Source organism: Paractinoplanes ferrugineus, assembly GCF_016862195.1.
In the GTDB taxonomy this organism is placed as follows: Bacteria; Actinomycetota; Actinomycetes; order Mycobacteriales; family Micromonosporaceae; genus Actinoplanes; species Actinoplanes ferrugineus.
In genome coordinates, this window is the sequence record NZ_BOMM01000004.1 from 17,112 (window position 1) to 41,865 (window position 24,754).

A 24,754-nucleotide genomic window follows, 5' to 3' on the forward strand; every position below is an offset into this window, starting at 1 on the left:
GAAACGTCCAAGTTACATGCCGCTAACCTGCTTGGTGCCGAAATAGAATTGTGCGTCGTTCAGGCACTTAGGAGTGCTCCGATGCGGGTACATTCCCCGCATGCGACTGGCTGAATCTTTCCGGAGTGAGCGTTTCGGCGCGGTTCGGATTCACGAGCTGCAGCGCGTGATTGAGCTGGACTCGGGCATGTCGGCGGCGGCCGGCAGTCGTATCGTCGGAGCGGATGCTTTGCACGCGGTCGAATCGCAAATGGTAATCGTCGTGCCTTGCATGAATGAGACACGAGGCGTCATCGAGGGCGTGCTCTCCGGCATTCCGCACGACTGCCTGATAGTTCTGGTGTCGAACAGTGACCGCGCCCCGGTCGACCGCTACGAGATCGAGGCGCAGACCGTCGAGCAATACTGCCGGCTGGCCGGGCGCCCGGCGATCACCGTGCATCAGCGCGACCCGGGCGTGGCCGGAGCGTTCAAGGCGGCCGGCCTGCCCGAGCTGATCGACGACTCGGGCCTGGTGCGCAGCGGCAAGGGCGAAGCCATGCTGATCGGCATGGCGCTGGCGGCGATGAGCGGTCGGCGATACATCGGATATGTGGACGCCGACAACTACGTGCCGGGTTCGGTCCACGAATACTGCAAGGTCTACGCGGCCGGCCTGCACCTGGCCGACTCGCCGTACGCGATGGTCCGCATCTCCTGGCACTCGAAGCCGAAGCTGCGCGACAACCGGCTGTTCTTCAGCCGAAAGGGACGCAGCTCGCAGATCACCAACGAGTGGCTGAACCGGTTCCTCGCGGAGTACTCCGGTTTCGGCACGGAAGTGATCGCCACCGGCAATGCCGGCGAGCACGCCATGTCTCTGGACCTGGGCCTCAAACTGCGTCTGGCCGGTGGTTTCGCGGTCGAGCCGTACGAGTACATGGACTTGTTCGAGCAGTTCGGCGGCATTCTCGAGAGCACGAGTGCGGACGTCATGGCCAACTCCGTACCGGTCATGCAGATCGAGACCCGGAACCCGCATTTCCACGACAACAAGGGCGAGGAGCATGTGCAGGGCATGCGGATGCAGGCCCTCAACGTTCTCTATCACTCGCCGGTGACGCTGCCGGCGATCCGGCAGCAGATCCTCGAGTTCATGATCGAGCAGGGCGCGCTCGGGCCCGGCCAGGAGCCGCCACGTGAGCGGATCTACCCCCCGGTCGGCACGCTCGACCTGGACCTTCTCTACGACGCGCTGGACGCCGAGGCGCTCAGCTTCCGACAGCCGGACGGGCTCGCGGCGGCCGGGATGCCGGCTTCGCCACCGGTCGACCGGGCGCGAATTCCTCGGCGCATAATGTGACGCCGGTCACAAATATGTGACAGGACGGCGGGAGTCAGCGGCACGATACGTTCGCGGCACGCGTCGCGAAAACGTATGGAGGCGCATTGACTCCCGTCGTTCTGATCGCCGAGGAACTCGCCCCGTCCGCCATCGATGTCCTTGCCTACGATTTCGACGTCCGCCACGTCGACGGGACCGACCGAGCCGCCCTGCTGACCGCCGTCGCCGCGGCCGACGCGCTCATCATCCGCAGCGCCACCAGCGTCGACGCCGAGGTGTTCGGCGCCGGGCGTCAACTCAAGGTCGTCGCGCGGGCCGGCGTCGGCCTCGACAACGTCGACGTGCCGGCCGCCACCGCCCGCGGGGTCATGGTGGTCAACGCGCCGACAAGCAACATCGTGTCCGCCGCCGAACAAGCCATCGCGCTGCTGCTCGCGGTCGCCCGCAACACGGCCAGCGCCAGCCGGTCGCTCAAGAGCGGCGAGTGGAAGCGCGCCCGCTACACCGGGGTCGAGGTGCAGGGCAAAACCGTCGGCGTGGTCGGGCTTGGCCGCATCGGGGTGCTGTTCGCCCAGCGGATGGCGGCGTTCGGCACCCGGCTGATCGCCTACGACCCGTACATCCAGCCGGCCCGCGCCGCCCAGCTCGGTGTGCGCCTGGTCGGGCTCGAGGAACTGCTGCGCGAAAGCGACTTCATCTCGGTGCACCTGCCGCGTACGCCGGAGACCTTCGGCCTGATCGGCGAGAAGGAGCTCGGCCTGGTCAAGCCGGGCGTCCGCATCGTCAACGCCGCCCGCGGTGGCCTCATCGACGAGCAGGCGCTCGCGGTCGCACTGGCCGAGGGCCGGGTGGCCGGGGCCGGACTCGACGTCTTCGTCACCGAGCCGACCACCGAGTCGCCGCTGTTCGCCTTCGAGAACGTCGTGGTCACCCCGCATCTGGGCGCGTCGACCGCGGAGGCGCAGGACAAGGCCGGGCTGTCGGTGGCGCGCAGCGTCAAACTCGCGCTCCAGGGCGAATTCGTGCCGGACGCGGTGAACGTGCAGGCCGGCGGGGTGGTCGACGAGGACGTACGGCCACTGCTCTCGCTCGCCGAAAAGCTCGGCCGGGTGTTCACCGCGGTGGCCGGCGGGGTCGCCGCCGGCGTCACGGTCGAGGTGCGGGGCGAGATCGTCACCCACGACGTCGGCGTGCTCAAGCTGGCGGCCACGAAAGGGCTGTTCGCGTCGGTGGTGGACGAGCGGGTGACCTATGTGAACGCGCCCCAGCTGGCCGCCGACCGTGGTGTCGACGTCGAGCTCGCGATCAGCGAGGAGCCCTGCGAACACCTCAACCTGGTGACCGTACGAGGTGCGCTGCCGGACGGGCGCCGGGTGAGCGTGGCCGGCACACTCACCGTCACCGGCACCCGGGAGATCTGCCGGCTGACCGGGGTGGACGACTTCGACATCGATCTGACCGCCGACGGGGTGCTGCTCTTCTTCCGCTACAGCGACCGGCCCGGCGTGATCGGCGCGATCGGCACCCTGCTGGGCGAGTCGGGGGTGAACATCGCGGCCATGCAGGTGGCCCGCACCGAGGCGGGCGGTGCGGCGCTGATGACCCTCACACTGGACTCGTCGGTCGACGCCGACCTGCTCACCTCGGTCGCCGAGGCGGTCGGGGCGGCGCGCGGCGCGCTCGTCGACCTACGAAGCGAATGACCGGGTGGGCGGCGGATAGACGGTGCCGTCCTGCAGGTCGAGCAGGTCGAGGTTGAGCTCGGCGGCCAGCCGCTCGATCGTCTCGAGCACCACGTCCGGGCAGTTCTCGTCCAGCCGCATCTCGATGTGGTCGGCCGCGGCGTGCAGCGGAGCGTGCGCCCACGGCGAACCGGGGGCCGAAGCGCGCGGGCCGCGGTCGGGGTAGTTACTGGTCAAGGCATCATAGAAGGCGACGACGCGGGGGTCGGCCGGGCGCTGCGGGTGCTCTCCGCGCGCGCAACGCGCGTTGGCGTCCCGCACCGCGTACGGCGGGTCCGTCTTGTTCATCGCCCAGACCACTAGGTCGAAACTCACCGGCGCATGGTGCCATCACGACGGGCGACACGCGGGAAGAACGGCGCCGACACGCGGGGGATGCGTCTTGCGCGTCTTTAGTCCGCATCGCTAGCGTTGTCCCTGTCGTGCAGTCCGCCGGTGGACTCGTCTTCGGGTGACGTGTCTGCCCCGCGAGCCGTGCGACGGTGAATCCGGCGGGACCGAGCCACGCGTCATCGTCGCATCAGCCCCCGTGATCGTTTGCCGCGATCCGGGGGCTGTTCGCACGTCCTCCACTCCACCCGCCACCCTTGAGCGGACTGAAGGCCGACCAACCGGCCTTTCATCCCTTGGGACCGCGTTACCGTAATCCGGGACGCGGGGCTAGCCTGTCTCGCAACAAACGACGTGAGGGAGCGAAAAGTGAGCGTGGCGCGCATCGCGGTGGTGGCCGGGGACGGCATCGGGACCGAGGTGACCGCGCAGGCCCGAAAGGTGATCGAGGCCGTGCTCCCCGGCACCGAGTTCGACGACTACGACCTCGGCGCCCGCTTCTACAACCGCACCGGCGAGGTGCTGCCGCAGGCCATCGAGGACGAGCTGGCCCGGCACGACGCCATCCTGCTCGGCGCGATCGGCGACCCGAGCGTCCCGCCCGGCGTCCTCGAGCGCGGCCTGCTGCTCAAGCTTCGCTTCGACTTCGACCAATACGTCAACCTGCGCCCCTCCAAGCTGTGGCCGGGCACCACGAGCCCGCTGGCCGGCATCAAGCCCGGCGAGATCGACATGGTGGTGGTCCGGGAGGGCACCGAAGGTCTCTACGTCGGCGCCGGTGGCGTCCTGCACAAGGACACCCCCGCCGAGATCGCCACCGAGGAGAGCCTGAACACCCGGTACGGCGTCGAGCGGGTCATCCGCGACGCGTTCGCCCGCGCCGAGCGCCGCGACCGCCGCCACCTCACCCTGGTGCACAAGACCAACGTCCTGACCAAGGCCGGCAGCCTCTGGGCGCGCACGTTCGCCGCCGTCGCCGCCGAACACCCCGACGTCACCACGGAATACCAGCACGTCGACGCGGCCAGCATGTTCATGGTCAGCAACCCGCAGCGATACGACGTGATCGTGACCGACAACCTCTTCGGTGACATCATCACCGACATCGCCGCGGCCGTGACCGGCGGCATCGGCATGGCAGCCAGCGGCTCGGTCAACCCGGAACGCAAATACCCGTCGACGTTCGAGCCGGTGCACGGCTCGGCGCCGGACATCGCCGGCAAGGGCATCGCCGACCCGGCCGCCGCCATCCTCTCCGCCTCGCTGCTCCTCGAGCACCTGGGCCATGCGGACGAGGCCCGCCGGGTTTCCGAGGCGGTCGCCGCCGAGGTCGCGTCCCGCACGCCGGGCGCCGACCTGCGCACCGCCGAGGTCGGCGACCGGATCGCCACCGCACTCTGAGCGTTGTCTTAACGGCCGTTCGGGGTATCTTCGGGGAACAATTTTCCGCACGCCAGAAAGCAGGTCCCCGACGCCATGAGCGGTGGTGACAACCTCGATTTCGAGATCCGTCCGAACCCCGCACCGGTAGCCGCCGCCGAGCGCGACGCGTTGCTGGTGAACCCCGGGTTCGGCCGCATCTTCACCGACCACATGGCGACGGTGCGCTACGCCGACGGCAAGGGTTGGTACGACGCCCGCGTCGAGGCCCGGGCGCCGATCTCGGTCGACCCCGCGTCGGCGGTGCTGCACTACGCGCAGGAGATCTTCGAAGGCCTCAAGGCGTACAAGATGGCCGACGGTGGCGTGGCGATGTTCCGCCCCGACGCCAACGCGGCCCGGTTCGCCCAGTCGGCCCAGCGGATGGCCATGCCGCAACTGTCGGAGGGCACGTTCCTCCAGTCGCTGCGCGAGATGATCCGGATCGACCAGGAGTGGATCCCGCAGAGCGAAGAAGGCAGCCTCTACCTACGCCCCTTCGCGTACGCGAGTGAGGTCTTCCTCGGGGTGCGCCCCGCGCTCGAATACCTCTACCTGGTGATCGCCTCGCCGGTCGGCGCCTACTTCTCGGGCGGCGTCAAGCCGGTGTCGGTGTGGGTCAGCCCCGACTTCACCCGCGCGGCCCCCGGCGGCACCGGCGCGGCGAAGTGCGGCGGCAACTACGCGGCCGGCTTGTCGGCCCAGGCCGAGGCCATCGAGAACGGCTGCGACCAGGTCGTCTACCTCGACGCGGTGCAGCGCAAATACGTCGACGAGCTGGGCGGCATGAACGTCGTCTTCGTCCTCGACGACGGCAGCCTGGCCACCCCGCCGCTGACCGGCACGATCCTGCCCGGCATCACCCGCGATTCGGTGCTGAAACTGGCCCAGCGAGCGGGCCGCAAGGTGGCGGAGCGACCGGTCAGCATCGACGAGTGGCGCGACGGCGCGGCGTCCGGCCGGATCCGCGAGGCGTTCGCCTGCGGCACGGCCGCGGTGATCACGCCGATCGGCGTGGTCAAGTCCCCGGATTTCGAGTTCACCGTGGCCGATGGCGGTCCCGGCTCGGTGACCATGGGGCTTCGCAAGGAGCTCGTCGATATTCAGCGGGGGCGGGCTGCTGACCCGTTCTCCTGGGTGCATCGGGTGCTCTGAGCGGTGTCTCCTTGCGGTTGGACCTGGCTCGCTCACGGCCTGGCGCATGGTCGGGCTGAGCGGGCCCGCTGCGCTTAGCGGTCTGGCTGCCGCGCTGTGTACGCGGTGGGGGTGGTGGGTCCGGCAGGCCGGGCTGGATGCCAATTGAGCGAACATTCCGCGCCGGTGGCGGCCGTATCCGCGCCTCCGGCTGCCGGCGGCTGCGCCGGGCCGACCAGACCGGGTTTCCTACGGCCCCGAGCCATTGGTCGATGGCGGCGATGGTGCGGGGCGTGGCCGATCACGATCTGTTCTCGCGGGCAGCACCGCCGCACGCCCCGCCCCACCGCACGTCGGTCGGATCATGGCGCCTCGCTGCCACGTCGCGGCGTCGACCCACTACGAAAGCGGGGACAACAGGTGGGCTCGCAGGGCGGTGATTTCGGCGGGGAGCAGGCCGATCTCGCGTACGTAGTTCTCGATCGAGCCGTGCAAGGCCCGCAAGTCGGACAGGAACAGCAGCATGGCAGCGGGCGGGGAGTCGAACATGTGCTCGTTGCCCAGGACCGCTGACGGGTGATTCTCGAGCAGGTAGTCGGTCAGGCGCTTCATCGACGACGTGGTGAGCGCGTAGTCGGCGGCTATGTCCGAGTCGGACACGCCCAGCAGGGACAGGGTGAGCGCGCAGACGGTGCCGGTGCGGTCCTTGCCTGCCATGCAGTGCACGATCACCGGCGCCCGGGACGGGTCGGCGATGATCCGCAGGGAGGCGAGCAGGGCCTCGTGGCCGTCCTCGGCGAAGTTCAGGTAACGGTCGGCGAGCCAGCGTTCGTGGACGACGTCGCTCGAGTGCTCGACCTGTTCCCAGTCGACGTGCTCGAGCACCAGGTTGCGGTAGTCCAGGCCGTAATGTTCGGCCACCCGGCCGTACTTCTCGATCTCGAACGGCCGCCGCAGGTCGATCACCGTGCGCACGCCGAGCTCGGTGAACGCGGCCGCGTCCTGCTCGCCGAGGCGGTGCAGCGCGTCCGAGCGGAACAGCTTGCGCCAGCGCACCGTGCGACCGTCGAGGCCGGCGTACCCGCCGACGTCACGGAAGTTGTAGGTCTTCGAGAAACCGAGATTCCGGGGGTACGAGTCGGCCACCACGAACCCAACCTAGTCTCGAAAGGTGGAACAACGCTTCCCACGAGAGCCGAGAGTGGCATGCTTCATGTCGTGACCCACCCCGTGCTGATTATTGGCACCTAGCGCGCCGGCTGACGATTCGCCGACGTGCTGACCTCCCGCATCCGCGGGGGGTCTTTTTGTTGGGCCAGCCAAACCATCCTCGGAAAGGGATCTCCCCCATGGACTACCAGGTCTTCGACACCACGTTGCGCGACGGCGGGCAACGCGAGGGAATCAGCTACTCGGTCGCCGACAAGCTCGCGGTCGCGAAGCTGCTGGACGAGTTCGGTGTGGGTTTCATCGAGGGTGGCTGGCCCGGCGCCATGCCCAAGGACACCGAGTTCTTCGAACGGGCCAAGACCGAGTTGGACCTCAAGAACGCGCTGCTCGTCGCGTTCGGCGCGACCCGTAAGGCGGGCGTGGCGGTCGAGCAGGACAAGCAGGTCAAGGCGCTGATCGACGCCGAGACACCGGTTGTCTGCGTGGTCGCCAAATCCGACATCCGGCACGTCGAGCGGGCGCTGCGCACCACCGGCGAGGAGAACCTGGCGATGGTCCGGGACACGGTCCGGTTCCTGCGGGCGAACGGCCGGCGGGTGTTCGTGGACTGCGAGCACTTCTTCGACGGTTTCCGCCACGACCCGGCGTACACGGCAAGCGTGGTGCAGGCCGCGTTCGAGGCCGGCGCCGAGCGCGTGGTCATGTGTGACACCAACGGCGGCATGCTCCCGTCGATGATCACCAAGGCGATCGAGGAGGTCGTCGAGCGCACCGGGGTCAGCGCCGACCGGCTCGGCATCCACTGCCAGAACGACACGTCCTGCGCGGTCGCCAACACGATCGCCGCCGTCGAGGCGGGCGTGAAGCACTTCCAGTGCACCGCGAACGGCTACGGCGAGCGCCCCGGCAACGCCGACCTGTTCGCCACGGTCAGCAACGTACAGCTCAAGCTCGGGTTGAACGTCCTACCGGACGGCTGCCTCGAGAAGGCGACGCGGGTCTCCACCGCGCTCGCCGAGATCGCCAACATCGCCCCCGACACCCACCAGGCCTACGTCGGGGCCGCGGCTTTCGCTCACAAGGCGGGGTTGCACGCGAGCGCGATCAAGGTGGATCCGCTGCTCTACAACCACGTCGACCCGTCGGTTGTCGGCAACGACATGCGGATCCTGGTGACCGAGATGGCCGGCCGGGCCAGCATCGAGCTCAAGAGTCGCGAGCTCGGGCTGGACCTGGCCGGCCACCCGGACACCCTGACCACGGTCACCCAGAAGGTGAAGGACCTGGAGGCCGGCGGCTGGTCGTTCGAGGCCGCGGACGCGTCGTTCGAGCTGCTGGTACGCGGTGAACTGCCCGGCGCCGGCTACGTCCGCCCGTTCAACCTGGAGTCCTACCGGGTGCTCGTCGAGCACCGCGAGGACGGTTCGGTGGTGTCCGAGGCGACCGTCAAGGTGCGGGTCCGCGGCGAGCGGGTGATCGCCACCGCCGAGGGCAACGGCCCGGTGAACGCGCTCGACGAGGCGCTGCGGGTCGCGCTCTCGCAGCACTACCCGCAGCTCAAGACCGTCGAACTGACCGACTACAAGGTGCGCATCCTGGAAGGTACGCACGGCACCAACGCCGTCACCCGGGTGCTGTTGGAGAGCGGCGACGGCAACCGCGACTGGACCACCGTCGGCGTCCACGAGAACATCGTCGAGGCGAGCTGGGTCGCCCTCGTCGACGCGCTCACCTACGGCCTCGCCCGGACGACCACCGCGGCCTAGAGCGGCAGCCGCGCGGCGGCGGCGATCAGCGCGATCGCCTCCGCCGCCGGACCCGGGGGCAACTGTCGTCCGTCCCGCAGCCGCAGCGCGACCAGGTCGTCCGCGGCCTCGCGGTCGCCGATCACCCCGAGGTACGGGATCTTGCGCTCGGCGGCCGCGCGGATCCGTGCCCCGATCGACCCGTCGTCGTGCACCTCGGCCCGCAGGCCGGCGTCCATCGCGGCGTCCGCCAGCCGGCGGGCCGCCCCGGCATGCTCGGCGCCGATCGGGAGCACGTCGAGCTGCACCGGGGCGTACCAGGCCGGAAAAGCACCACCGTGCACCTCGATCAGGTGCCCGAAGAGGCGTTCCATCGAGCCGACCAGGCTCTGGTGCACCATCACCGGCCTCTCCCGCCCACCGTCCGCGGCCGCGAACTCCAGCCCGAACTGTCCGGGCTGGTGGAAGTCGACCTGGATGGTGGCGAGGGTCCAGTCGCGGCCGGCCGAGTCCTGGATCTGCACGTCGATCTTCGGCCCGTAGAACGCCGCTTCGCCGGGCGCCTCCGCGTATTCGAGCCCGGCCAGCGCCCCGCGGAGCAGACCCTCGGCGCGTTCCCACATGGCGTCGTCGCCGGCGTACTTGCCGGACGAGCCGCGCAACGACAGGCGGTACGCCGACGGCTCGAAGCCGAGCGCGGCGTGCGCCTTGCGCATCAGCCGGAGCACCGCCTCGACCTCGTCACCGACCTGGTCGAGGGCGCAGAAGTTGTGGGCGTCGTCGAGCTGGATGTGCCGCACCCGGGCCAGGCCGCCGAGCACCCCGGACCGTTCGGCGCGGAACATCGGCCCGATCTCGGCGATCCGCAGCGGCAGGTCACGGTACGACCGCTGGCGGGACTTGAAGATCAGGGCGTGGTGCGGGCACTGGGACGGGCGCAGCACCAGTTCGTCCCCGCCGAGCTGCATGGGCGGGAACATGTCGTCGGCGAAGTTGCGCCAGTGACCCGACATCTCGTACATCTGGCGTTTGCCCAGCGCCGGGGAATGGACGTGCCGGTAGCCGTTGCGGCGCTCCAGCTCGCGAAGATAGGACTCCACGGCGTGCCGGGCGGCCGCGCCGTCCGGCATCCAGAACGGCAGACCGGCGCCGATCAGCGGGTCGGAGTCGAAGAGGTCGAGCGCACGCCCGAGCTTGCGATGGTCGACAGACATGGTGGGGTCTCCCTGCGGAAAGAGGGCGAGACCCCAGCACTCCGGGCATCTCGCCCGGAGTGATCAAGTCAGTGCGGATCAACGCCGGGAACAACCGGCGTCGTCGTCACGAACCTGCGCATCATGCGGCCAGGTTAGGCCGCCCGGAGAGATGGCCGCATCCGAATTAGGCTGGCCCGGTGACGCCCCGCTTGGAGATCGAGTACTGCACCCAGTGCCGCTGGCTGCTGCGCGCCGCGTGGTACGCCCAGGAAGTCCTGACCACGTTCCCGCGCGACCTCGGCGAGGTCGCGCTCGTCCCCGGCATCGGCGGCGTCTTCGAGATCCGCCTGGACGGCGAGACGCTGTGGTCCCGCAAGGCCGACGGCGGCTTCCCCGAGCTGGCCGACCTCAAGCGCCAGGTCCGGGACCGGGTCGCCCCGGACCGCGACCTCGGCCACACCGACCGGGCCGGCTGACCGCACCCACCCCGCGGGCCTCAGGCGGCCGGAACGATCAGCTCGGCGATCAGGGCGCGGTGGTCACTGCCGGGGATGCGGTGCGCGGCCAATTTGCGGGCGCCGATTCGCTCGTCCACCAGAACATGGTCGATCGTGACCCGCGGGATGCCCGGGTGCTCCAGGTACGGCCAGGTGGGGACGAGTCCGCTGCCGGTGGCGTCGCCCGCATCCCGATAGCCGGAACCGACAAGCGCCCGCAACGAACGGTGGTCGAGCGTCGCGTTGAAATCCCCGAGCAGGACGCGGGGCGGTCCACCCGGATCGGGCTTCGGCTCGTCCTTGAGATCGGACTGCCACAGCTTGTTCTCGGCCGGACTCACCGGCGCCCGCGTGTGCACCGACTCGAACACGAGCGGCGCCGCACCCGGGGGCTGAACCGTCCCGTACGCCTGCCGGAAGCCGCCGCCGTTTCGCTTGTCCCCGCCCCCGGAAATCGGAAAGCGTGCGTAAATTCCCGAGCCGGACGCACCGGGCTCGTCGCCCAGCGCAGAATAGGGAAGCAATTTCAGAAGGCCGGCGTTCTCCAGCGCCCGCCGCCCGTTCGGGGTGAACTCTTGCAATGCCAGAACGTCGATCTGCCGATCCTCGACAAGCCGCACAATCGTCGCCGGATCGGCGCCGCCGATTAACATGTTGCTTGTCATGACGTGTAATTCCACCCCACGCGACGGCCCCGAGTCGCCGGTGCGCGCCCGCGGCAACACCACAATCGCATAGGCGAGCACCACGACGAACGCGACCAGCGCGGTGGTCCAGCGCCGCCCCACGACCGCAAGCACGACGGGCACAAGGCTCCAGCCGGCAACGTACGGTGTGAAGGCCATCAGCTGCACGAGCGCTCCCCGCTCCCAGCCCCCGAGCCGAAACACGAGCCACCCCACAGCCGGCACGATCAGCAGCCACAACAGCACACTGACCATCTTGCGCCGCTTTCTCGGTACGCTCATCGGCCGCACCACCGCCGCCGTGCTGACGATCTTCACACTGCCGAGGCTAGCCGCGCGTGGCCCACCCAGCCCTGGTCATCACCACCTCTGCACAACCTCTTCACGCGTCCGGTTCCTCTGCGCTTTTGGTTCCTCTGCGCTTTTGGTTCCTCTGCTGTCGGTCCTCCCGCGCCTGGTCCTCCTCCCGCGCCCGCCCCGCCCCGCGCCGCGCCCGTCCCGCCCCGCGCCGCGTCCCGCCCCGCGCCGCGTCCCGCCCCGCGCCGCCGCGTCTGGTCCTCCTTCCGCGCGGCCGGTTCTGCTCCTGCTGCCGCGCTTCCCATCGCTACCCCCGCTTCCCTGGTTCTCCGCTTCCCTTGTTCTCTGTGTGCCGTTTCTCCGGGCGATGCCGGTTCTCCCGCTGTTGGTTCCTGCTGCTGTGGTCCGCTGCGATCGTTGCCGGCGTCCTTCGCGGGTTGCCGTCGCCTCCTTGGGGCATTTCCTCCTCTTCGCGAGTCTTGCCGACTGTTTTGGGTGTTTCTTCACGAGGCGTTGCCAGCCACTGGGCCCGGCTCGAAAATTGTTCATTGATTCGTCGAACAAATTGCCTCCTTTCTGATTTTGGCATGATCGAAAACATGTCTGGCGATTGTCGGCGCGAGAAAATATAGCCATGCGGCAGCTGCAGCTATTCTCGGTCTCGGCAACCGCCGCCATGCGCGATCGAAGCAAGGCCCGCAATTATTCACCAGCCGGTGAAGCATTCCGCCGTGAGCACGAGCGGCATCGGCGGTGGGGCCTGACTCAGCGCCACGCCCGCAAGCTGTGCCGTTTGCACGGATGCTCCACCGGATGCCGCGCCGTTGGCCTGCACGACGACAGCGAGCGCATCCCTCCCTTGATCTGGGATGACGACATGCTCCCGACCCGCCCGCTGGCGCCCGAATGCCGCGACGCCGCGAGCAGCCATGACCTGCCTTCGCTTGAGGTCCGACCTCGCCCCGCCGAGCAGTTCGCGAGCGCAGACAGTTCCGCGTCGGCAACTCAGGAGCCAGAAGCCGCCCCGACCCGCCGCCCTCGCCCCGCCGGCGCCGCCCTGTCCGACGGGACCCGGGCCGACCACCAAGCGGAAGTTGTAAACCGGGCCAAAGTGGTCAGTCGGCCCGGAACGACGAATCCTGCCGAGGTGGCCCGCCCAGTGGAGGTGGCCGGCCCTGAGGTGGCCGGCCCTGAGGTGGCCGGCCGACCGGAGATGGCTGGTCCTGCCGAGGTGGTCGGCCGAGCGGAGGTGGTCCGCCTTGTGGAGGTGGCCGGCGCTGCCGACGTGGCCGGCCAGGGCGAGGTGGCCGGCCAGGGCGAGGTGGCCGGCCAGGGCGAGGTGGCCGGCCAGGGTGAAGTGGCGAGCCCAGCCGAAGTGGCCTGCCGTACTGAAGTAGCGAGTCATGTGGAAGCGGCCAGCCGGATGGAAGTGGTGAGGCGGCTCCAAGTGGCCGGCCGTGCTGAAGTGGCGAGGCTGCCGAAAGTGGCGAGCCCGCCGAAAGTGGCCAGTTGTGCTGAAGCCGCCAGCCAAGCGGAAGTGGCAAGCCATGTGGAGGTGGAGGGACCGGCGGAGGTAACCAGCCGAGCCGAAATAGCCGGCCGGGTGCAAGTGGCCAGGCAAGTACAGGCCGTTGCCGGCGGGCCAGTGGTAGCCCCGGCGCAGCCGGACCGGCGGGAAGCAGCAGCTGGCGAGGAGTTCGCTGACTCGGTGGAATTGGCCGGTCCGGTGGAGCCGGCCGATGGGGCTGGTCATGCGAGACCAACTGGCCAACCAGAAGCGGTCGGCCAACCAGAAGCGGTCGGCCAACCAGAAGCGGTCGTCGGACTACAGGAAGCGGCCCCTCGTGCAACAAAGGCCACCCGGGCGCCGCCGCCTCGTCCCGCCTTCCCCGGCGGCCGCAAAGCGGCTGACTGGGCGTTTGTTGCTGGCTGGGCGATTGTTGCTGGCCGAACGGGGACGCTGGGCTGGGTGGAGACGCTGGCTGAGGGAAGGCGCCGGACCCGGGCGGAGGCCGTTCCTCTGGCGAGAAGACAGGCAGCCGACCCGAGGCAGCAGGCCGGGTGGGGTCGACCGAGTGGGGGCCCAGCCGAGCCGAGGCAGGGCGGCGGGGTGGGACAGGTGGTCAGGGTCTGCGGCGTCTCGAAGGTCGGCGTCTCGGCGGCGGCTGCTGGTAGGGCGAAGGGCGTCGGTGGCACGGCCTGGCGGGAGAGGAGGTGGGTCTGGCGGCGGCTGGGGGCGCGAAGGGGTCGGTGGCACGGCATCGGCGGGGAGAGGGCGGGGCTCGCGGCGTTATGTCGAAACCGGGGCGGATCGGGGTGTGGCCTGCGGCCGAGATGCGATTACCGGGCTGGCGCGGAGGGGTTACCGACGCGCGAAGGATCAGGGTTCACGGCGGCGCTGGGGCCGGCGAGGCAGCGGGCTAGTCGCCGGGGAAGGAGCGGCGGTTCTTCTTGGTTTCGCCGCGGCGTTTTTTGCTGGCGATGCGGCGTTCCACGGAGCCCTTGGTGGGGCGGGTGGCGCGGCGCAGGCGGGGTGGGGCGGCTACGGCGGCGGCTACGATGCCGCCCAGGCGGGCGGCTGCGGCTTCGCGGTTGCGCAGCTGGGAGCGGTGTTCGGAGGCGACGACGGTCAGCACGCCCTGGACCAGGCGGGGTTCCAGTCGGGAGAGTGCGCGCTCCCGCAGGGCCGGCGGCAGCAGTGGGGAGCCGGCCAGGTCCCAGGACAGTTCGACGCGCGAATCGGTGGTGTTGACACCCTGGCCGCCCGGTCCGCTGGAGCGGGAGAAGCGCCAGGAGAGTTCGGCGGCCGGAATCGTCAGACGGTCGTTGACCCGGACATCCTCAAGCACGCCGCCCAGCATGGCACTCGGGGCGGCAAGACCGCCACGCGGTTATCGATCAAGCGCGGCAGGCGTTGACCCACGAGGCAGTATGGGTGGGTGACGTCCCCAAGTGCGCCGGTTGTCACCACCGGCTATCCGTGGCCAATTGAAACCACGCGACTGGCGAACGGCCTGCGGGTCGTGGTCAGTGCGGACCGGAGCTCGCCGGTCGTCTGCGTCAACCTCTGGTATGACGTGGGCTCGCGGCACGAGCCGGCCGGGCAGACCGGCTTCGCGCATCTCTTCGAGCACCTGATGTTCGAGGGCTCGGTGCACGTCCGGAAAACCGAGCACATGCGGCTCGTGCAGGGCAACGGCGGGTCGCTCAACGCGACCACCAACCCGGATCGGACGAACTATTTCGAGACCCTGCCGGCCGAGCACCTCGAGCTCGCCCTGTGGCTGGAGGCCGACCGGATGGGCGGCCTCGTTCCGGCCCTCACCCAGGAGACGTTGGACAACCAGCGCGAGGTGGTGAAGAACGAGAGGCGGCAGAGGTACGAGAACGTCCCGTACGGCGATGCCTGGTTGCGCCTGCTGGAGCTGCTCTATCCGCCCGGCCACCCCTACCATCACGCCACGATCGGGTCGATGGCCGACCTGAACGCGGCGAGCCTGGACACCTTCAAGGCGTTCCACCAGCAGTACTACGCGCCGAACAACTGCGTGCTCACGGTCGTCGGCGACACCAGCAAGGACGAGGTGTTCGCCCTCGCCGAGAAATACTTCGGGGCCCTCGAGCCGGTCGCGGACATCCCGCCGGCGCCTTCCGGGCACCTCACCGGGCCGGCGACGACCCCGGTGCGGGAAACGGTGACGGCGGCGGTGCCGGCTCCGCGGATCTACCTTTCGCACCGTACGCATCCCTTCGGCACCGCCGGCTACGACGCGGTGACCGTGCTCGCCACCATCCTCGGCAACGGTCGGGGCAGCCGCCTCTACCAGCGTCTCGCCGACGGCAAACGGATCGCCCAGCCGGACTATGTGGGCTCGTACGGCGTCGACCTCGCGCACGCCGCCGCGCCGCTGATCATCACGGCGACGGCGAAGGACGGGGTGGACGTGGCCGAACTCGAGGACGGCCTGTCCGAAGTGGTGGCGAGTCTGGTCACCGAGCCGGTCACCGAGGACGAACTGTCCCGGGCCAAGGCGCTGCTGACCACCGCTTGGTGGCGGTCGATGTCCACGGTGGGCGGCCGGGCCGACACCCTGGGCCGGTATGCGACCCAGTTCGGCGATCCCGCCACGGTGGCCTACCGGCTCCCGCAGTGGCTCGCGGTGACCGCCGACGACGTGACCGAGGCCGCCGCGTACGCGCTCAAGCCCGAATCCCGGGTGACGCTCACCTATCTCCCGGAGGACGACAAATGACCCTCGTGGCAACCCGACCCGGGACGGGCGAGGCTCGCCCGTACACCTTCCCGGAGATCCGCCGGGTGAGCGTGCGTGGCGGCACCGTGATCGCCGCCCACCTGCCGGGCCAGCTCCTGGCCAGCGCGATGCTGATGCTCGACGCCGGCGCCGCGCACGAGCCGGACGGCCGTGAGGGCACCGCGACGGTGCTCGCCAAGTCGCTCGAGGAGGGCACGGCGACGCGGGACTCGGCGGCCTACGCCCTCGCCCTCGAGGGCCTCGGCGCCGAGCTGTCGCCGTCGGTGGACTGGGACTCGTTCCGGGTCGGCGTGTCCGCGCCGGTCCCGCTGCTGTTGGACGCCGTGCGCCTGGCCGCCGAGGCGGCCCGCACGCCCCGGCTCGATCCCGCCGACGTGCTGCGGGTGCGCGACGACGAGGTGACGGCGCTGCGGATGGACTGGGCGCAACCGGGTCCGCGCGCCGACGCCACCCTGCGCTCCGACCTGTTCGGCACCGGTCGGTTCGGCCGTCCGCTGCACGGTGACCCGGCGTCGGTGGCCGCGGTGACCGTTGCGGACGTGCTCGCGTTCCACCGGTCCTGGCTGCTCACCCCGGGCGTGCTGCTGATCGCCGGCGACCTCGACACCCTCGACCTGGCCGCGCTCGGCGAGGCGGCGTTCGACGGCACCACCGCCACCGCGCCGGCGGCCGGCGGAACGCTGCCGTGGACGACCCGCGACCAGCGCCGGGTGATCCTGGTCGACCGGCCCGGTTCGGTGCAGTCGACGCTGCGTCTCGGGCACCGCGCGCCCGAGCGGGCCAACCCCGACTACGTCCCGATGACGCTGGCCGCCACGGTGCTGGGCGGGGCGTTCACCTCCCGGCTCAACCACCTGATCCGTGAGGTGAAGGGCTACACCTACGGGATCCGGGGCAGTTATGCGATGTCGCGCCGGTTCGGTCGTTTCGAGGTGGCGGCCGGCGTGCAGACCGCGGTGACCGTGCCGGCCATCGTGGACACCCTCGGCGAGATCGACCGTACGCAGGTCGACGGGGTCACCGAGGACGAGTTGGCGGTGGCCCGGTCGTGGCGGGCCGGGCAGCTGTCGGTGGAGATGCAGACGCCGGGGGCGATCGTCGGGGCGCTGGGCACGCTGGTGCTGCACGGCCTGCCCGACGACTACTATCCCGCGGTGCGCCGCGAATATCTGGAGGCGACGGTCGACCAGGTGTCGGCGGCCGCGGCTGCCCACCTCAACCCCAAGGGCCTGACCCTGGTGGTCGAGGGCGACGCGGCGGCCTTCCGGGACGAGCTGATCGCGGCCGGCGTCGGCGAGGTCGTGGACGCCGAGATCTGACCGGACGACGGCGGGGCTATCCCGGCCCCGCCGTCTCCCGGTAACCACGGAAGCCGCCGGCGCCGGTCGCGGCCAGCATGCCGTGCACGATCGCCCGGCTGACGGCGTCGGCGGCGACTTCGAGCAGCCGGTTGAACGCGGTCAGCCCGAGCGCCGGCCCGTCCCCGGTCGCCAGCACGAAAATCGTGTCCCCGTCGAACATCGAGTGCACCGGCCGAACGGCGCGGGCCATCCCGTCGTGCGCGACCCCGGCGAGTTTCTGGCACTGAGCCTTGGTGAGAGCGGCGTCCGTCGCCACCACTCCGATGGTCGTGTGCAGGCCCACGCCCGGACCGTCGCTCCGCGCCGTTGCCGGCATCCCGGAAACGGGCGGGAAGTCGGCAACGGCCAGTTCGTCGGGCAGCAGCAGCGGCAAACCGTGGAGGGCCCCTGTTGCCGGGTCGACGCAGGAGCCGACGGCGTTGACCGCGACCAGCGCCCCGACCGTGATCTCCGTCGGCGAGGTGGGGTCGGGCGGGAGGACGGCGCTGGCCGAGCCGACCCCGCCCTTGAGACCGCCGGCCACCGCGCCGGTGCCGGCGCCGACCGTGCCCATCGGCACCGGGCCCGCGCTCGCGGCGTCGAACGCGGCGGCGCCGAAACTCGCGTCCGGGACCGCCGACCAGTCACCGCCGCGACCGAGATCGAACAGCACCGCGGCCGGCACGATCGGCACCACCTGGCCGGGCTCGGACCCGACCGGGAACCCGATGCCGGCCGTCGCCAGCCGGCGCATCACGCCGCCCGCCGCGTCCAGACCGAACGCGCTGCCACCGCCCAGGACCACCGCGTTGACCCGGTCCACCAGATTGCGGGGGTCCAGCAGGTCGGTCTCCCGGGTGCCGGGACCGCCGCCGCGGACGTCCACCCCGCCGGTCGCGCCGGCCGGTGGCGCCAGCACCACGGTCGTCCCGGTGAGCCATCCGTCGCCGATTCGCTCGTAATGGCCGACCCGGATGCCCGCCACATCGGTGATGCCGTTGAGCCGTCCGGGTCTGATTCCGGTCACGCCACTCACAGTAGCCGGATTCCGCGCCGGGGGACCGCTAGGTTCGGCCCCATGACGATCACCAGCACACCGGCCGGGGTGCGGCCGGCCCGGCGGGTGACCCGCGCGGTGCTGCCGGCCCTGCTGGCGCTGCCCGGCCTGCTGTGGGCGGTCGTGCGCCTGTTCGGCTGGGAGCGGGGCCCGCTGGTGCAGTTGCTGGCCTTCACCCCGTACGTCGTCGTCTGGGCCTTGGTGCCGTTGCTGATCGCCCTGGTGGCCCGCAAGTGGCTGGTGGCGGCGGTGGCCGCGGTCGTGGTGGCGGTGCTGGCGGCGTGCGTGCTGCCGCGAGCCCTGCCGGACGCCGACCGGGGACCGGCAGGCGGGGTGCGACTGACGGTGATGACGATCAACGTGTACATCGGGCGGGCCGATCCGGCCGCGGTGGTGCGGCTGGTCCGCGACAACGACGTGTCGGTGCTGGCATTGCAGGAGTTCACCCCGGTCGAACGCAACGGATTGACGGCGGCCGGCCTGGATCGGCTGTTGCCCTACCACGCGCTGGCCGACGTCGCCGGGACCACGGGTTCCGGTCTGTACTCCCGTTTCCCGGTCACCGGGCCGGGCTCGGTGACCGGGAAAGGCCAGAACCGGCAGGCGTACGCGACGGTCGAGCCGCCCGGCGCGACCCCGCTGACCGTCGAGTCGGCCCACCCGCTCGCCCCGTACGCGGTGTCCGCGCTCGCCGACTGGCGCGCGGACCTGGCCGCCGAGCCGGTCCCGGCGCCGAACGGTAATCCGGTGCTCCTGATCGGCGACTTCAACTCCACCCTCGACCACGCCCCGGTGCGCGCCCTCATCCGGCAGGGCTACCGGGACGCTGCCGACGCGGTGGGCAAGGGCCTGGTGCCGACCTGGGGACCGTACGGCGCGGAGAAGCTGCCCCCGGTGACGCTGGACCACGTCCTGGTGGACAGGCGCGTCGGCGTACGCGAGGTCGCCGTGCACGGGGTGGCCGGCAGCGACCACCGCGCCGTGATCGCCGAGCTGACCGTGCCGGCGGCCGGGGCGGTCCCGACCGCACGGTGACGGCGGCCATCGGCGCCACACCTTCGTCTCGGTATTACTCAGCGTGGACCCTCAATGTTCAATGAGCCGGTGGCTATCCGGGCTATCGGACCGTCCACCTTGCTTAGACAACGGTGAAGAATATTGAGACTCATATTTGTGATGGCTACCTTCGAAATCAAGTCGAGCCCCAAATGCGGTTCGACCTGACGGGGGATATTTCATGAGAATCAAATCAGGGTTGCGGTCGGCCGTCACTATTTTCACCACCACTGCGGTGGTGTCGACGATGGCGATTGTCGCAACTGTGGTGCCGGCCTCGGCATCGACCACGGTTTCGGCGGCGTCGGGCTCGGGATTCGTCTCGTCCCCGCCGGTCAACCTCTCCGACGATGCACTCGCGGCGGGGGTGAAGCATCTCGCCGAGGTGAACGCGTCGGCCACCCGGACGTCCGGTAAGCAGGCCGAAGGTCTCGTTCGGGCCGTTCGTTCGCAGGTCAACTCGAGGGCGGTCCGGCTCGTCGCGGTCGATCCGGCCGAGTTGGCCTGGTCCGGTGCCGAGCTGATCCAGGCCAAGGAAGGCGGTGTCGCGGTCCGCGTGCCGGCAGGCGAGGACAAGGCCGACCCGAGCGCGGTGGCATTCATCCTCGACGGCCATCGCGTCACCTCTGTCATGGAGCAGAAGTTCAGCCCGGTCTCGTCCACCGCGCTGCGACTCCAGTTCTACGTCAACGGCCACAATCGCCTCGACAAGGTCGCCGACTCGGCCACGAAGGTCGTCTCGGACTATGCCGACTGGACGCCCGGTGGAACCCCGACCCTGTCGCTGAGCTGGAGCAAGCTGAACAACTGCCTCGCCTCGATGGGTATCCCGTGGGCCGTCATCACGCTCCTCTCCGTGGCGTGCGGCATAGCGTGTGCGCTCACGGCCGGCTTCGCGTGCGCCGCATGCCTGCTCGAGGCCGGCGCGGGAACGTTGAGCACGATCCAGTACTGCCTCAGCAAGTCCTGAGAACCAGGGGAACCGCGGCCTGCCTCCTGACGGCGGGCCGCGGTCTTTCTCTTGCGCGTACGCGACCGGCGAAGGACTTCGCTCCGACCACAGGTGACCGATGTGCGAACGCTGTCGGTAGACTGCCGGGCGAGAGATTTCGCGCCGTTGCGATTCACCGAGATGTGAAGAGGTAGAGCATGCGACCTCGCCGATTGAACATCACGTTCGGCTGTATATTCGCAGCTTTGGCCGCTTCCATTCCGTTCGTGCATGTTCCCTATTACGCCATCATCGCCGCTGTCGGGCTCATCGTTATTTTGGCCATCTGGATGACAATTCTGGCCAAGAATTCCTGAGTACCGCTCCCGATTTTTCGGTCGCCAACTGCTGGCTGGTTGCACATAGTGACATCGGCCGCCGGCCGTCCGAAGCCGAGCCCTTGCGGGGCGCCGCTAGCGTTCGGCTCGGGAGGCGGACATGGGGGCAGCGGGTTCGGCGGGACGACGGGGAATGGCTTTCCTCGGGTACGTGGTGACGGTGGTGCCGTTGGCCGGGATCGTCGCGGCGTACCAGAACCGGGCGTTCGAGGGTGTGGGCTGGCACGGCGGTCAGTACGCCGAGGCGTTCGTCGTCGGCACGCTGGTCCTGCTGGTTGCGGGGGCGGTGCTGCAGGCCTGGCCGGCGGGTTCGGCGTGGCGGTCGGTCGGGCGTGGCATCCTGTTGGCCGGCGTGACCGGCATCTTCCTCACGCTGATCTTCATGGTCCTGGTGGGCTATGCCCTGTCCCACATGCGGTTCGTCTGATTGGACGTTTTGTACAGGCTGGTGGCGTTATAGGTGCCACCCACGACCTGTGCGAGTGCCCCGGCAAACCCAGGGCGTCGACGCCGGCAAAAGATCGCCCTGCCCGACCAGGCCGCCACCATTGACCCGAGCCTGACCAAGACCTGGGTCGATGCCGGCTCACCGGTGGTTGAACGGGGCGACCGCCTCGCGGCTGCGGGCGGCGCCTTCCGGGCCGAGCAACTCCTCGCACACCCGGATCAGCCGCGCCCGCAGCGCGGCCGCCCGGCGGGCGAACTCGCGCTGACGAGCGACGTACTCCGCTTTGCCCTCCGGGGTTTCGATCTTCACCGGGTCGTGGCCGTAGGAGGTCAGGTCGTAGGGGCTGGCCTGCATGTCGAGCAGGCGGATGTCGCCGGCCAGGGCGAAGCAGTCGAGGGCCAGCGCGCCCGGCACGGCGGGACCGAGCTTCTGCGCCCACTTGTGCACGTCCATCGCGGCGTGCAGGCAGCCGGGCTGGTCGAGGTCGACCTGGGTGGCCCGGGTGGGCTGCAGCCGGTTCAGGCCGACCGCCTCGGGAGTGAAGAAGCGGAACGCATCGAAATGCGTACACCGGATGGGGTTCTGCTCGACCACGCGGTCGGTCTCGGCCTGGCCGAGACGCAGGGGCAGCGGGTGGCGGTGGTCGGGGTCGCGGTAGACCATGGCCCACTCGTGCAGCCCGAAGCAGCCGGAGAACACCGGGCGGGACGCGGTCGCGGTGAGCAGGCCGTGGATGTAGCGGACGCTCTCGCCGCGCGCCTGCAGGAAGGCGGCTTGGTCGAGGGTGACCACACCGTCGGGGTAGGTCATGTAGAACTTCCACGCGGCCTGCTCGGCGAGACCGGTGGGGGCCGGTGCGAGGCCCGCGCCGACGCCGGGGTGCCACCGGCGCAGTTGGGCGGGCCGGGTGCCGTAGTAGTCGTAGAGGAAATCCTCGATCGCGTGCTTCTCGCCGGTGGCCCGACGCGCGCGGTGACCCGCGGTCATCTCGTCGGCCCGCTCGGCGTGGGCACTGGCGAGGGGAATCCAAGTCACCGAGGGCAGCGTCGTGGTGAGCGCCCTCACCTGCTTGATCCCCATCGCATCAGCGTATCCAGCCGACGCGATCAACACGATCACCGTTAGGCGCGAATGAGGTCCGCCACGGGTGCCGGAGCACTCAAATCTGGTGCATTGTGGTCGAATTCCGGCGTCATGATCAGCTTGGCATCGGGAATCGTCTCGACAAGCAAGGGCAAGATCCGACTGAGGTACGCGGGGGAGCGCCCGCCACCGAGCAGCAGAACCGGGGCGGTGATCCCCGCGTAGCGCTCGCCGCCGGAGTCCAGCGCCTTCGTCGCCCCGGACTCGGCCAGGACGGTCGGCAGCAGCTCACGGGTGGCCCGGCCCTCGGCGGTGAACCGGGTCATCGCCCAGGCGACCGCCGTGGCGAGCGGCCCGCCGGGCAGGAACTCCATCGAGTGAAAGAAACAAATCATCGCGCGGGCGTCCTTGCCCTCGCTGAGCAGCCGCTCGTAACGGGGCATCCAGCCGCTCGGCATGGAGCCGTCGATGCTGACCGCCGGCTCGTAGGCGATGACCCGGTCGAGGTCGGTGCGCAGGCCGGTGTGCAGAGCGATCAACCCGCCGTAGCTGTGCCCGAAGATCTGCCGCGATCCGGTCTCGGACAGCACCTCGAGCGCGTCGGAGATCTCGACGTCGAGGCTGTAGGCCGCGTCCTGCGCGGGGCTGCGCCCCCGACCGCGCCGTTCGACGACGTGCACCGTGTAGCTGTCGGACAGGGCCTCGGCCAGGGCGGCGTAGTGGCGCGCCCGCCGTGTCGAGCCGGGCAGGACGACCAACCCGGGTCCTTGACCGACGGTCGTTACATCGACAGAAGACATGCGCGTAAATGTAGTACACCTACTACATCTTTGATAGACTGCTGGACATGGGAGGAATGACTTTGACGGGGGAGCTCGATGCCGGCGCTGTGCTGCCGGTCGACGAGCGGGTCATTGACGTCCGTGACCTGCGCATGCGTTATGGCACCAAGGACGTGCTCGATGGGGTGAGCTTCACCGCCCGGCGCGGCGAGGTGCTGGCCCTGCTCGGGCCCAACGGAGCCGGCAAGACCACGACCATCGAGATCCTCGAGGGTTTCCGCATGCGGTCGGCCGGCCAGGTCAGTGTGCTGGGCCTCGACCCGGCGTCCGGCGGCGAGGGCTGGCGCGCCCGCCTCGGGGTGGTGCTGCAGTCGTGGCGCGACCACGGCAAGTGGCGGGTGCGCGAGCTGCTCCAGCACCTGGGCACCTATTACGCGCCCTATTCCACGGCGGAGATCCGCAAGCCGTGGCCGGTCGACGAACTGCTCGACGTCGTGGGCCTCACCCCGCAGGCGGGCCAGCGGGTGATGCGGCTCTCCGGCGGTCAGCGCCGTCGCCTCGACGTGGCGATCGGCATCGTCGGCCGGCCCGAGCTGCTGTTCCTCGACGAGCCGACGACCGGCTTCGACCCGGCCGCCCGCCGTGAGTTCCACGACCTGGTGCACCGGCTGACCGATGTGGACGAGACGACGATCCTGCTGACCACCCACGATCTCGACGAGGCGGAGAAACTGGCCGACCGCATCGTGATCCTCAACGGCGGCCGGATCATCGCGGACGGCTCGGCCGACGAGCTGTCCCGCCGGGTGACCGGCCTCACCGAGGTCCGCTGGACCCGCGACGGCCGGCGGTTCATCCACTCCGCGCAGGACGCGACCGGGTTCGTCCGGCAGCTCTTCCTGCAGTACGGCGAGGACATCGACGACCTCGAGGTGCGCCGCAACAGCCTCGAGGACACCTACATGAAGCTCGTGCTCGACGCCGAGGGAGGCGCGCGATGATCTCCGGCCTGCGCACCGGCCTGTCCCGTGGCGTGATCGAACTGCGCCAGACCCTGACCACACCGGTCGACCTGTGGACGTACCTCTTCCCGGCCCTCATCCTGCTCGGGACGATCTTCTTCATGCGGGACGCGGATGTGCCGGGCACGTCGTTCTCGCTCGGCGCGAGCACCCTGCCCGGCGTGCTGGGCATGGGTCTCGCCTTCGGCGGGCTGATGACGGTGTCGCAGCAGCTGGTGGTCGAGCGGGAGGACGGCACGCTGCTGCGGGCCAAGGCCACGCCGAACGGGATGAGCAGCTATCTGCTCGGCAAAGCCGTGTCGGTCGGCGGGATGACCCTGGTCAGCCTGCTTCTCCAGCTGATTCCCGGGGCGTTGCTGGTCGACGGTCTGCACGTGGGCCCGCTCGGCTGGCTGACCCTGGTCTGGCTGGTCCCGCTGGCCTTCCTGGCCACCATGCCGATCGGTGCGGTGCTCGGCTCGATCTTCGAGAACCCGCGCAACATGGCGGCGGCGATCCTGCCGATCTTCGGGCTGGTCGCGATCTCCGGCATCTTCTACCCGATCACCAGCATGCCGGGCTGGGTGCAGGCCATCGGGCAGCTCTTCCCGATGTACTGGCTAGGGTTGGGCATGCGCTCGGTGTTCCTGCCCGACTCGATGGCGGCGGTCGAGCTGACCCACTCCTGGCGCCACTTCGAGACCTTCGGTGTGCTCGCGGTCTGGGTGCTCCTCGGCCTCACGCTGGCGCCGGTGGTCCTGCGGCGGATGGCCCGCCGGGAGTCGGGTTCGGCGGTCGCGGCGCGCCGGGAGCGGGCGATGGCGACGATGGGTCGTTGAGGGAG

23 protein-coding genes are annotated in these 24,754 nt (G+C 69.8%); 13 read left to right on the forward strand and 10 right to left on the reverse strand.

All coding sequences use genetic code 11. From position 1 onward, the window contains the following. The first annotated feature begins 100 nt into the window (after positions 1–100). Positions 101–1,342, forward strand: a complete 1,242-nt coding sequence (mpgS, locus tag Afe05nite_RS04340; protein WP_203815650.1) for a mannosyl-3-phosphoglycerate synthase — start codon at positions 101–103, stop codon at positions 1,340–1,342. Positions 1,343–1,428: 86 nt separating this feature from the next. Further along, a complete protein-coding gene (gene serA / locus Afe05nite_RS04345; RefSeq protein WP_203815651.1) occupies positions 1,429–3,027 on the forward strand; it encodes a phosphoglycerate dehydrogenase in 1,599 nt (532 codons plus the stop codon). Here the strand turns inward: serA and Afe05nite_RS04350 are convergent. Continuing rightward, a complete protein-coding gene (locus Afe05nite_RS04350) occupies positions 3,013–3,354 on the reverse strand; it encodes a hypothetical protein (protein WP_438867584.1) in 342 nt (113 codons plus the stop codon). The two genes, serA and Afe05nite_RS04350, sit on opposite strands and share 15 nt — an antisense overlap. A 411-nt stretch (positions 3,355–3,765) precedes the next feature. Here Afe05nite_RS04350 and Afe05nite_RS04355 point away from each other — a divergent pair, with 411 nt between their 5' ends. Together Afe05nite_RS04355 and Afe05nite_RS04360 are read left to right on the forward strand one after the other, a co-directional pair. Then, complete coding sequence (locus Afe05nite_RS04355) at positions 3,766–4,797, forward strand: 3-isopropylmalate dehydrogenase (protein WP_203815653.1); 1,032 nt, start codon at positions 3,766–3,768, stop codon at positions 4,795–4,797. Between the two features lie 75 nt (positions 4,798–4,872). Continuing rightward, entirely contained in the window at positions 4,873–5,970 is a 1,098-nt protein-coding gene (locus Afe05nite_RS04360; RefSeq protein WP_203815654.1) for a branched-chain amino acid aminotransferase, read from the forward strand. 378 nt (positions 5,971–6,348) lie between these two features. On the opposite strand, the gene Afe05nite_RS04365 is transcribed toward Afe05nite_RS04360, so the two are convergent. After that, positions 6,349–7,098 carry a tyrosine-protein phosphatase gene (locus Afe05nite_RS04365; protein ID WP_203815655.1) on the reverse strand — a complete coding sequence of 250 codons (750 nt, stop codon included), beginning with the start codon at positions 7,096–7,098 and terminating at the stop codon, positions 6,349–6,351. Positions 7,099–7,298: 200 nt separating this feature from the next. On the opposite strand from Afe05nite_RS04365, the gene cimA reads away from it, so the two are divergent. Beyond that, positions 7,299–8,885, forward strand: coding sequence for a citramalate synthase (gene cimA / locus Afe05nite_RS04370; RefSeq protein WP_203815656.1), 1,587 nt, complete (start codon positions 7,299–7,301; stop codon positions 8,883–8,885). On the opposite strand, the gene thrS is transcribed toward cimA, so the two are convergent. Next, positions 8,882–10,078, reverse strand: coding sequence for a threonine--tRNA ligase (gene thrS / locus Afe05nite_RS04375; protein WP_203815657.1), 1,197 nt, complete (start codon positions 10,076–10,078; stop codon positions 8,882–8,884). The genes cimA and thrS overlap by 4 nt on opposite strands. Positions 10,079–10,257: 179 nt before the next feature. On the opposite strand from thrS, the gene Afe05nite_RS04380 reads away from it, so the two are divergent. Continuing rightward, positions 10,258–10,536 carry an Rdx family protein gene (locus tag Afe05nite_RS04380; protein WP_203815658.1) on the forward strand — a complete coding sequence of 93 codons (279 nt, stop codon included), beginning with the start codon at positions 10,258–10,260 and terminating at the stop codon, positions 10,534–10,536. A 20-nt stretch (positions 10,537–10,556) separates the two neighbouring features. Here the strand turns inward: Afe05nite_RS04380 and Afe05nite_RS04385 are convergent, their stop codons facing one another. The 3 genes from Afe05nite_RS04385 to arfB all read right to left on the reverse strand — a co-directional run bounded on the left by Afe05nite_RS04385 (position 10,557) and on the right by arfB (position 14,401). Next, complete coding sequence (locus Afe05nite_RS04385) at positions 10,557–11,561, reverse strand: endonuclease/exonuclease/phosphatase family protein (protein ID WP_239117548.1); 1,005 nt, start codon at positions 11,559–11,561, stop codon at positions 10,557–10,559. Positions 11,562–12,246: 685 nt separating this feature from the next. After that, entirely contained in the window at positions 12,247–12,945 is a 699-nt protein-coding gene (locus Afe05nite_RS04390; protein WP_203815659.1) for a hypothetical protein, read from the reverse strand. A gap of 1,015 nt (positions 12,946–13,960) precedes the next feature. Then, on the reverse strand, positions 13,961–14,401 hold the full coding sequence (gene arfB / locus Afe05nite_RS04395; RefSeq protein WP_203815660.1) for an alternative ribosome rescue aminoacyl-tRNA hydrolase ArfB: 441 nt from the start codon (positions 14,399–14,401) through the stop codon (positions 13,961–13,963). Between the two features lie 78 nt (positions 14,402–14,479). Here arfB and Afe05nite_RS04400 point away from each other — a divergent pair, with 78 nt between their 5' ends. Both Afe05nite_RS04400 and Afe05nite_RS04405 read left to right on the forward strand, forming a co-directional pair. Beyond that, positions 14,480–15,793 carry a M16 family metallopeptidase gene (locus tag Afe05nite_RS04400; RefSeq protein WP_203815661.1) on the forward strand — a complete coding sequence of 438 codons (1,314 nt, stop codon included), beginning with the start codon at positions 14,480–14,482 and terminating at the stop codon, positions 15,791–15,793. Continuing rightward, complete coding sequence (locus Afe05nite_RS04405; protein ID WP_203815662.1) at positions 15,790–17,133, forward strand: M16 family metallopeptidase; 1,344 nt, start codon at positions 15,790–15,792, stop codon at positions 17,131–17,133. The genes Afe05nite_RS04400 and Afe05nite_RS04405 overlap by 4 nt, the downstream gene beginning before the upstream one ends. A 16-nt stretch (positions 17,134–17,149) precedes the next feature. Here the strand turns inward: Afe05nite_RS04405 and Afe05nite_RS04410 are convergent, their stop codons facing one another. Continuing rightward, on the reverse strand, positions 17,150–18,181 hold the full coding sequence (locus Afe05nite_RS04410) for a P1 family peptidase (RefSeq protein WP_203815663.1): 1,032 nt from the start codon (positions 18,179–18,181) through the stop codon (positions 17,150–17,152). Between the two features lie 51 nt (positions 18,182–18,232). Here Afe05nite_RS04410 and Afe05nite_RS04415 point away from each other — a divergent pair, with 51 nt between their 5' ends. After that, positions 18,233–19,246 carry an endonuclease/exonuclease/phosphatase family protein gene (locus Afe05nite_RS04415; protein WP_203815664.1) on the forward strand — a complete coding sequence of 338 codons (1,014 nt, stop codon included), beginning with the start codon at positions 18,233–18,235 and terminating at the stop codon, positions 19,244–19,246. 51 nt (positions 19,247–19,297) lie between these two features. Here Afe05nite_RS04415 and Afe05nite_RS04420 read toward each other — a convergent pair whose 3' ends face one another. After that, positions 19,298–19,606, reverse strand: a complete 309-nt coding sequence (locus tag Afe05nite_RS04420) for a hypothetical protein (protein ID WP_203815665.1) — start codon at positions 19,604–19,606, stop codon at positions 19,298–19,300. Between the two features lie 28 nt (positions 19,607–19,634). On the opposite strand from Afe05nite_RS04420, the gene Afe05nite_RS04425 reads away from it, so the two are divergent. Together Afe05nite_RS04425 and Afe05nite_RS04430 are read left to right on the forward strand one after the other, a co-directional pair. Then, complete coding sequence (locus Afe05nite_RS04425; RefSeq protein WP_203815666.1) at positions 19,635–20,237, forward strand: hypothetical protein; 603 nt, start codon at positions 19,635–19,637, stop codon at positions 20,235–20,237. A gap of 492 nt (positions 20,238–20,729) precedes the next feature. Continuing rightward, positions 20,730–21,023, forward strand: coding sequence for a hypothetical protein (locus Afe05nite_RS04430; protein ID WP_203815667.1), 294 nt, complete (start codon positions 20,730–20,732; stop codon positions 21,021–21,023). A 159-nt stretch (positions 21,024–21,182) separates the two neighbouring features. Here Afe05nite_RS04430 and Afe05nite_RS04435 read toward each other — a convergent pair whose 3' ends face one another. Continuing rightward, positions 21,183–22,124: a 3-methyladenine DNA glycosylase gene (locus tag Afe05nite_RS04435; protein ID WP_203815668.1), complete on the reverse strand. Its 942-nt coding sequence runs from the start codon at positions 22,122–22,124 to the stop codon at positions 21,183–21,185. A gap of 41 nt (positions 22,125–22,165) precedes the next feature. Beyond that, entirely contained in the window at positions 22,166–22,927 is a 762-nt protein-coding gene (locus Afe05nite_RS04440) for an alpha/beta fold hydrolase (RefSeq protein WP_203815669.1), read from the reverse strand. Positions 22,928–22,983: 56 nt separating this feature from the next. Here Afe05nite_RS04440 and Afe05nite_RS04445 point away from each other — a divergent pair, with 56 nt between their 5' ends. Beyond that, positions 22,984–23,910: an ABC transporter ATP-binding protein gene (locus tag Afe05nite_RS04445; protein ID WP_203815714.1), complete on the forward strand. Its 927-nt coding sequence runs from the start codon at positions 22,984–22,986 to the stop codon at positions 23,908–23,910. After that, positions 23,907–24,749 (forward strand): ABC transporter permease, encoded by an 843-nt coding sequence (locus tag Afe05nite_RS04450; RefSeq protein WP_203815670.1) that lies wholly within the window; start codon positions 23,907–23,909, stop codon positions 24,747–24,749. Before Afe05nite_RS04445 ends, Afe05nite_RS04450 begins: the two co-directional genes overlap by 4 nt. Positions 24,750–24,754: the final 5 nt, after the last annotated feature.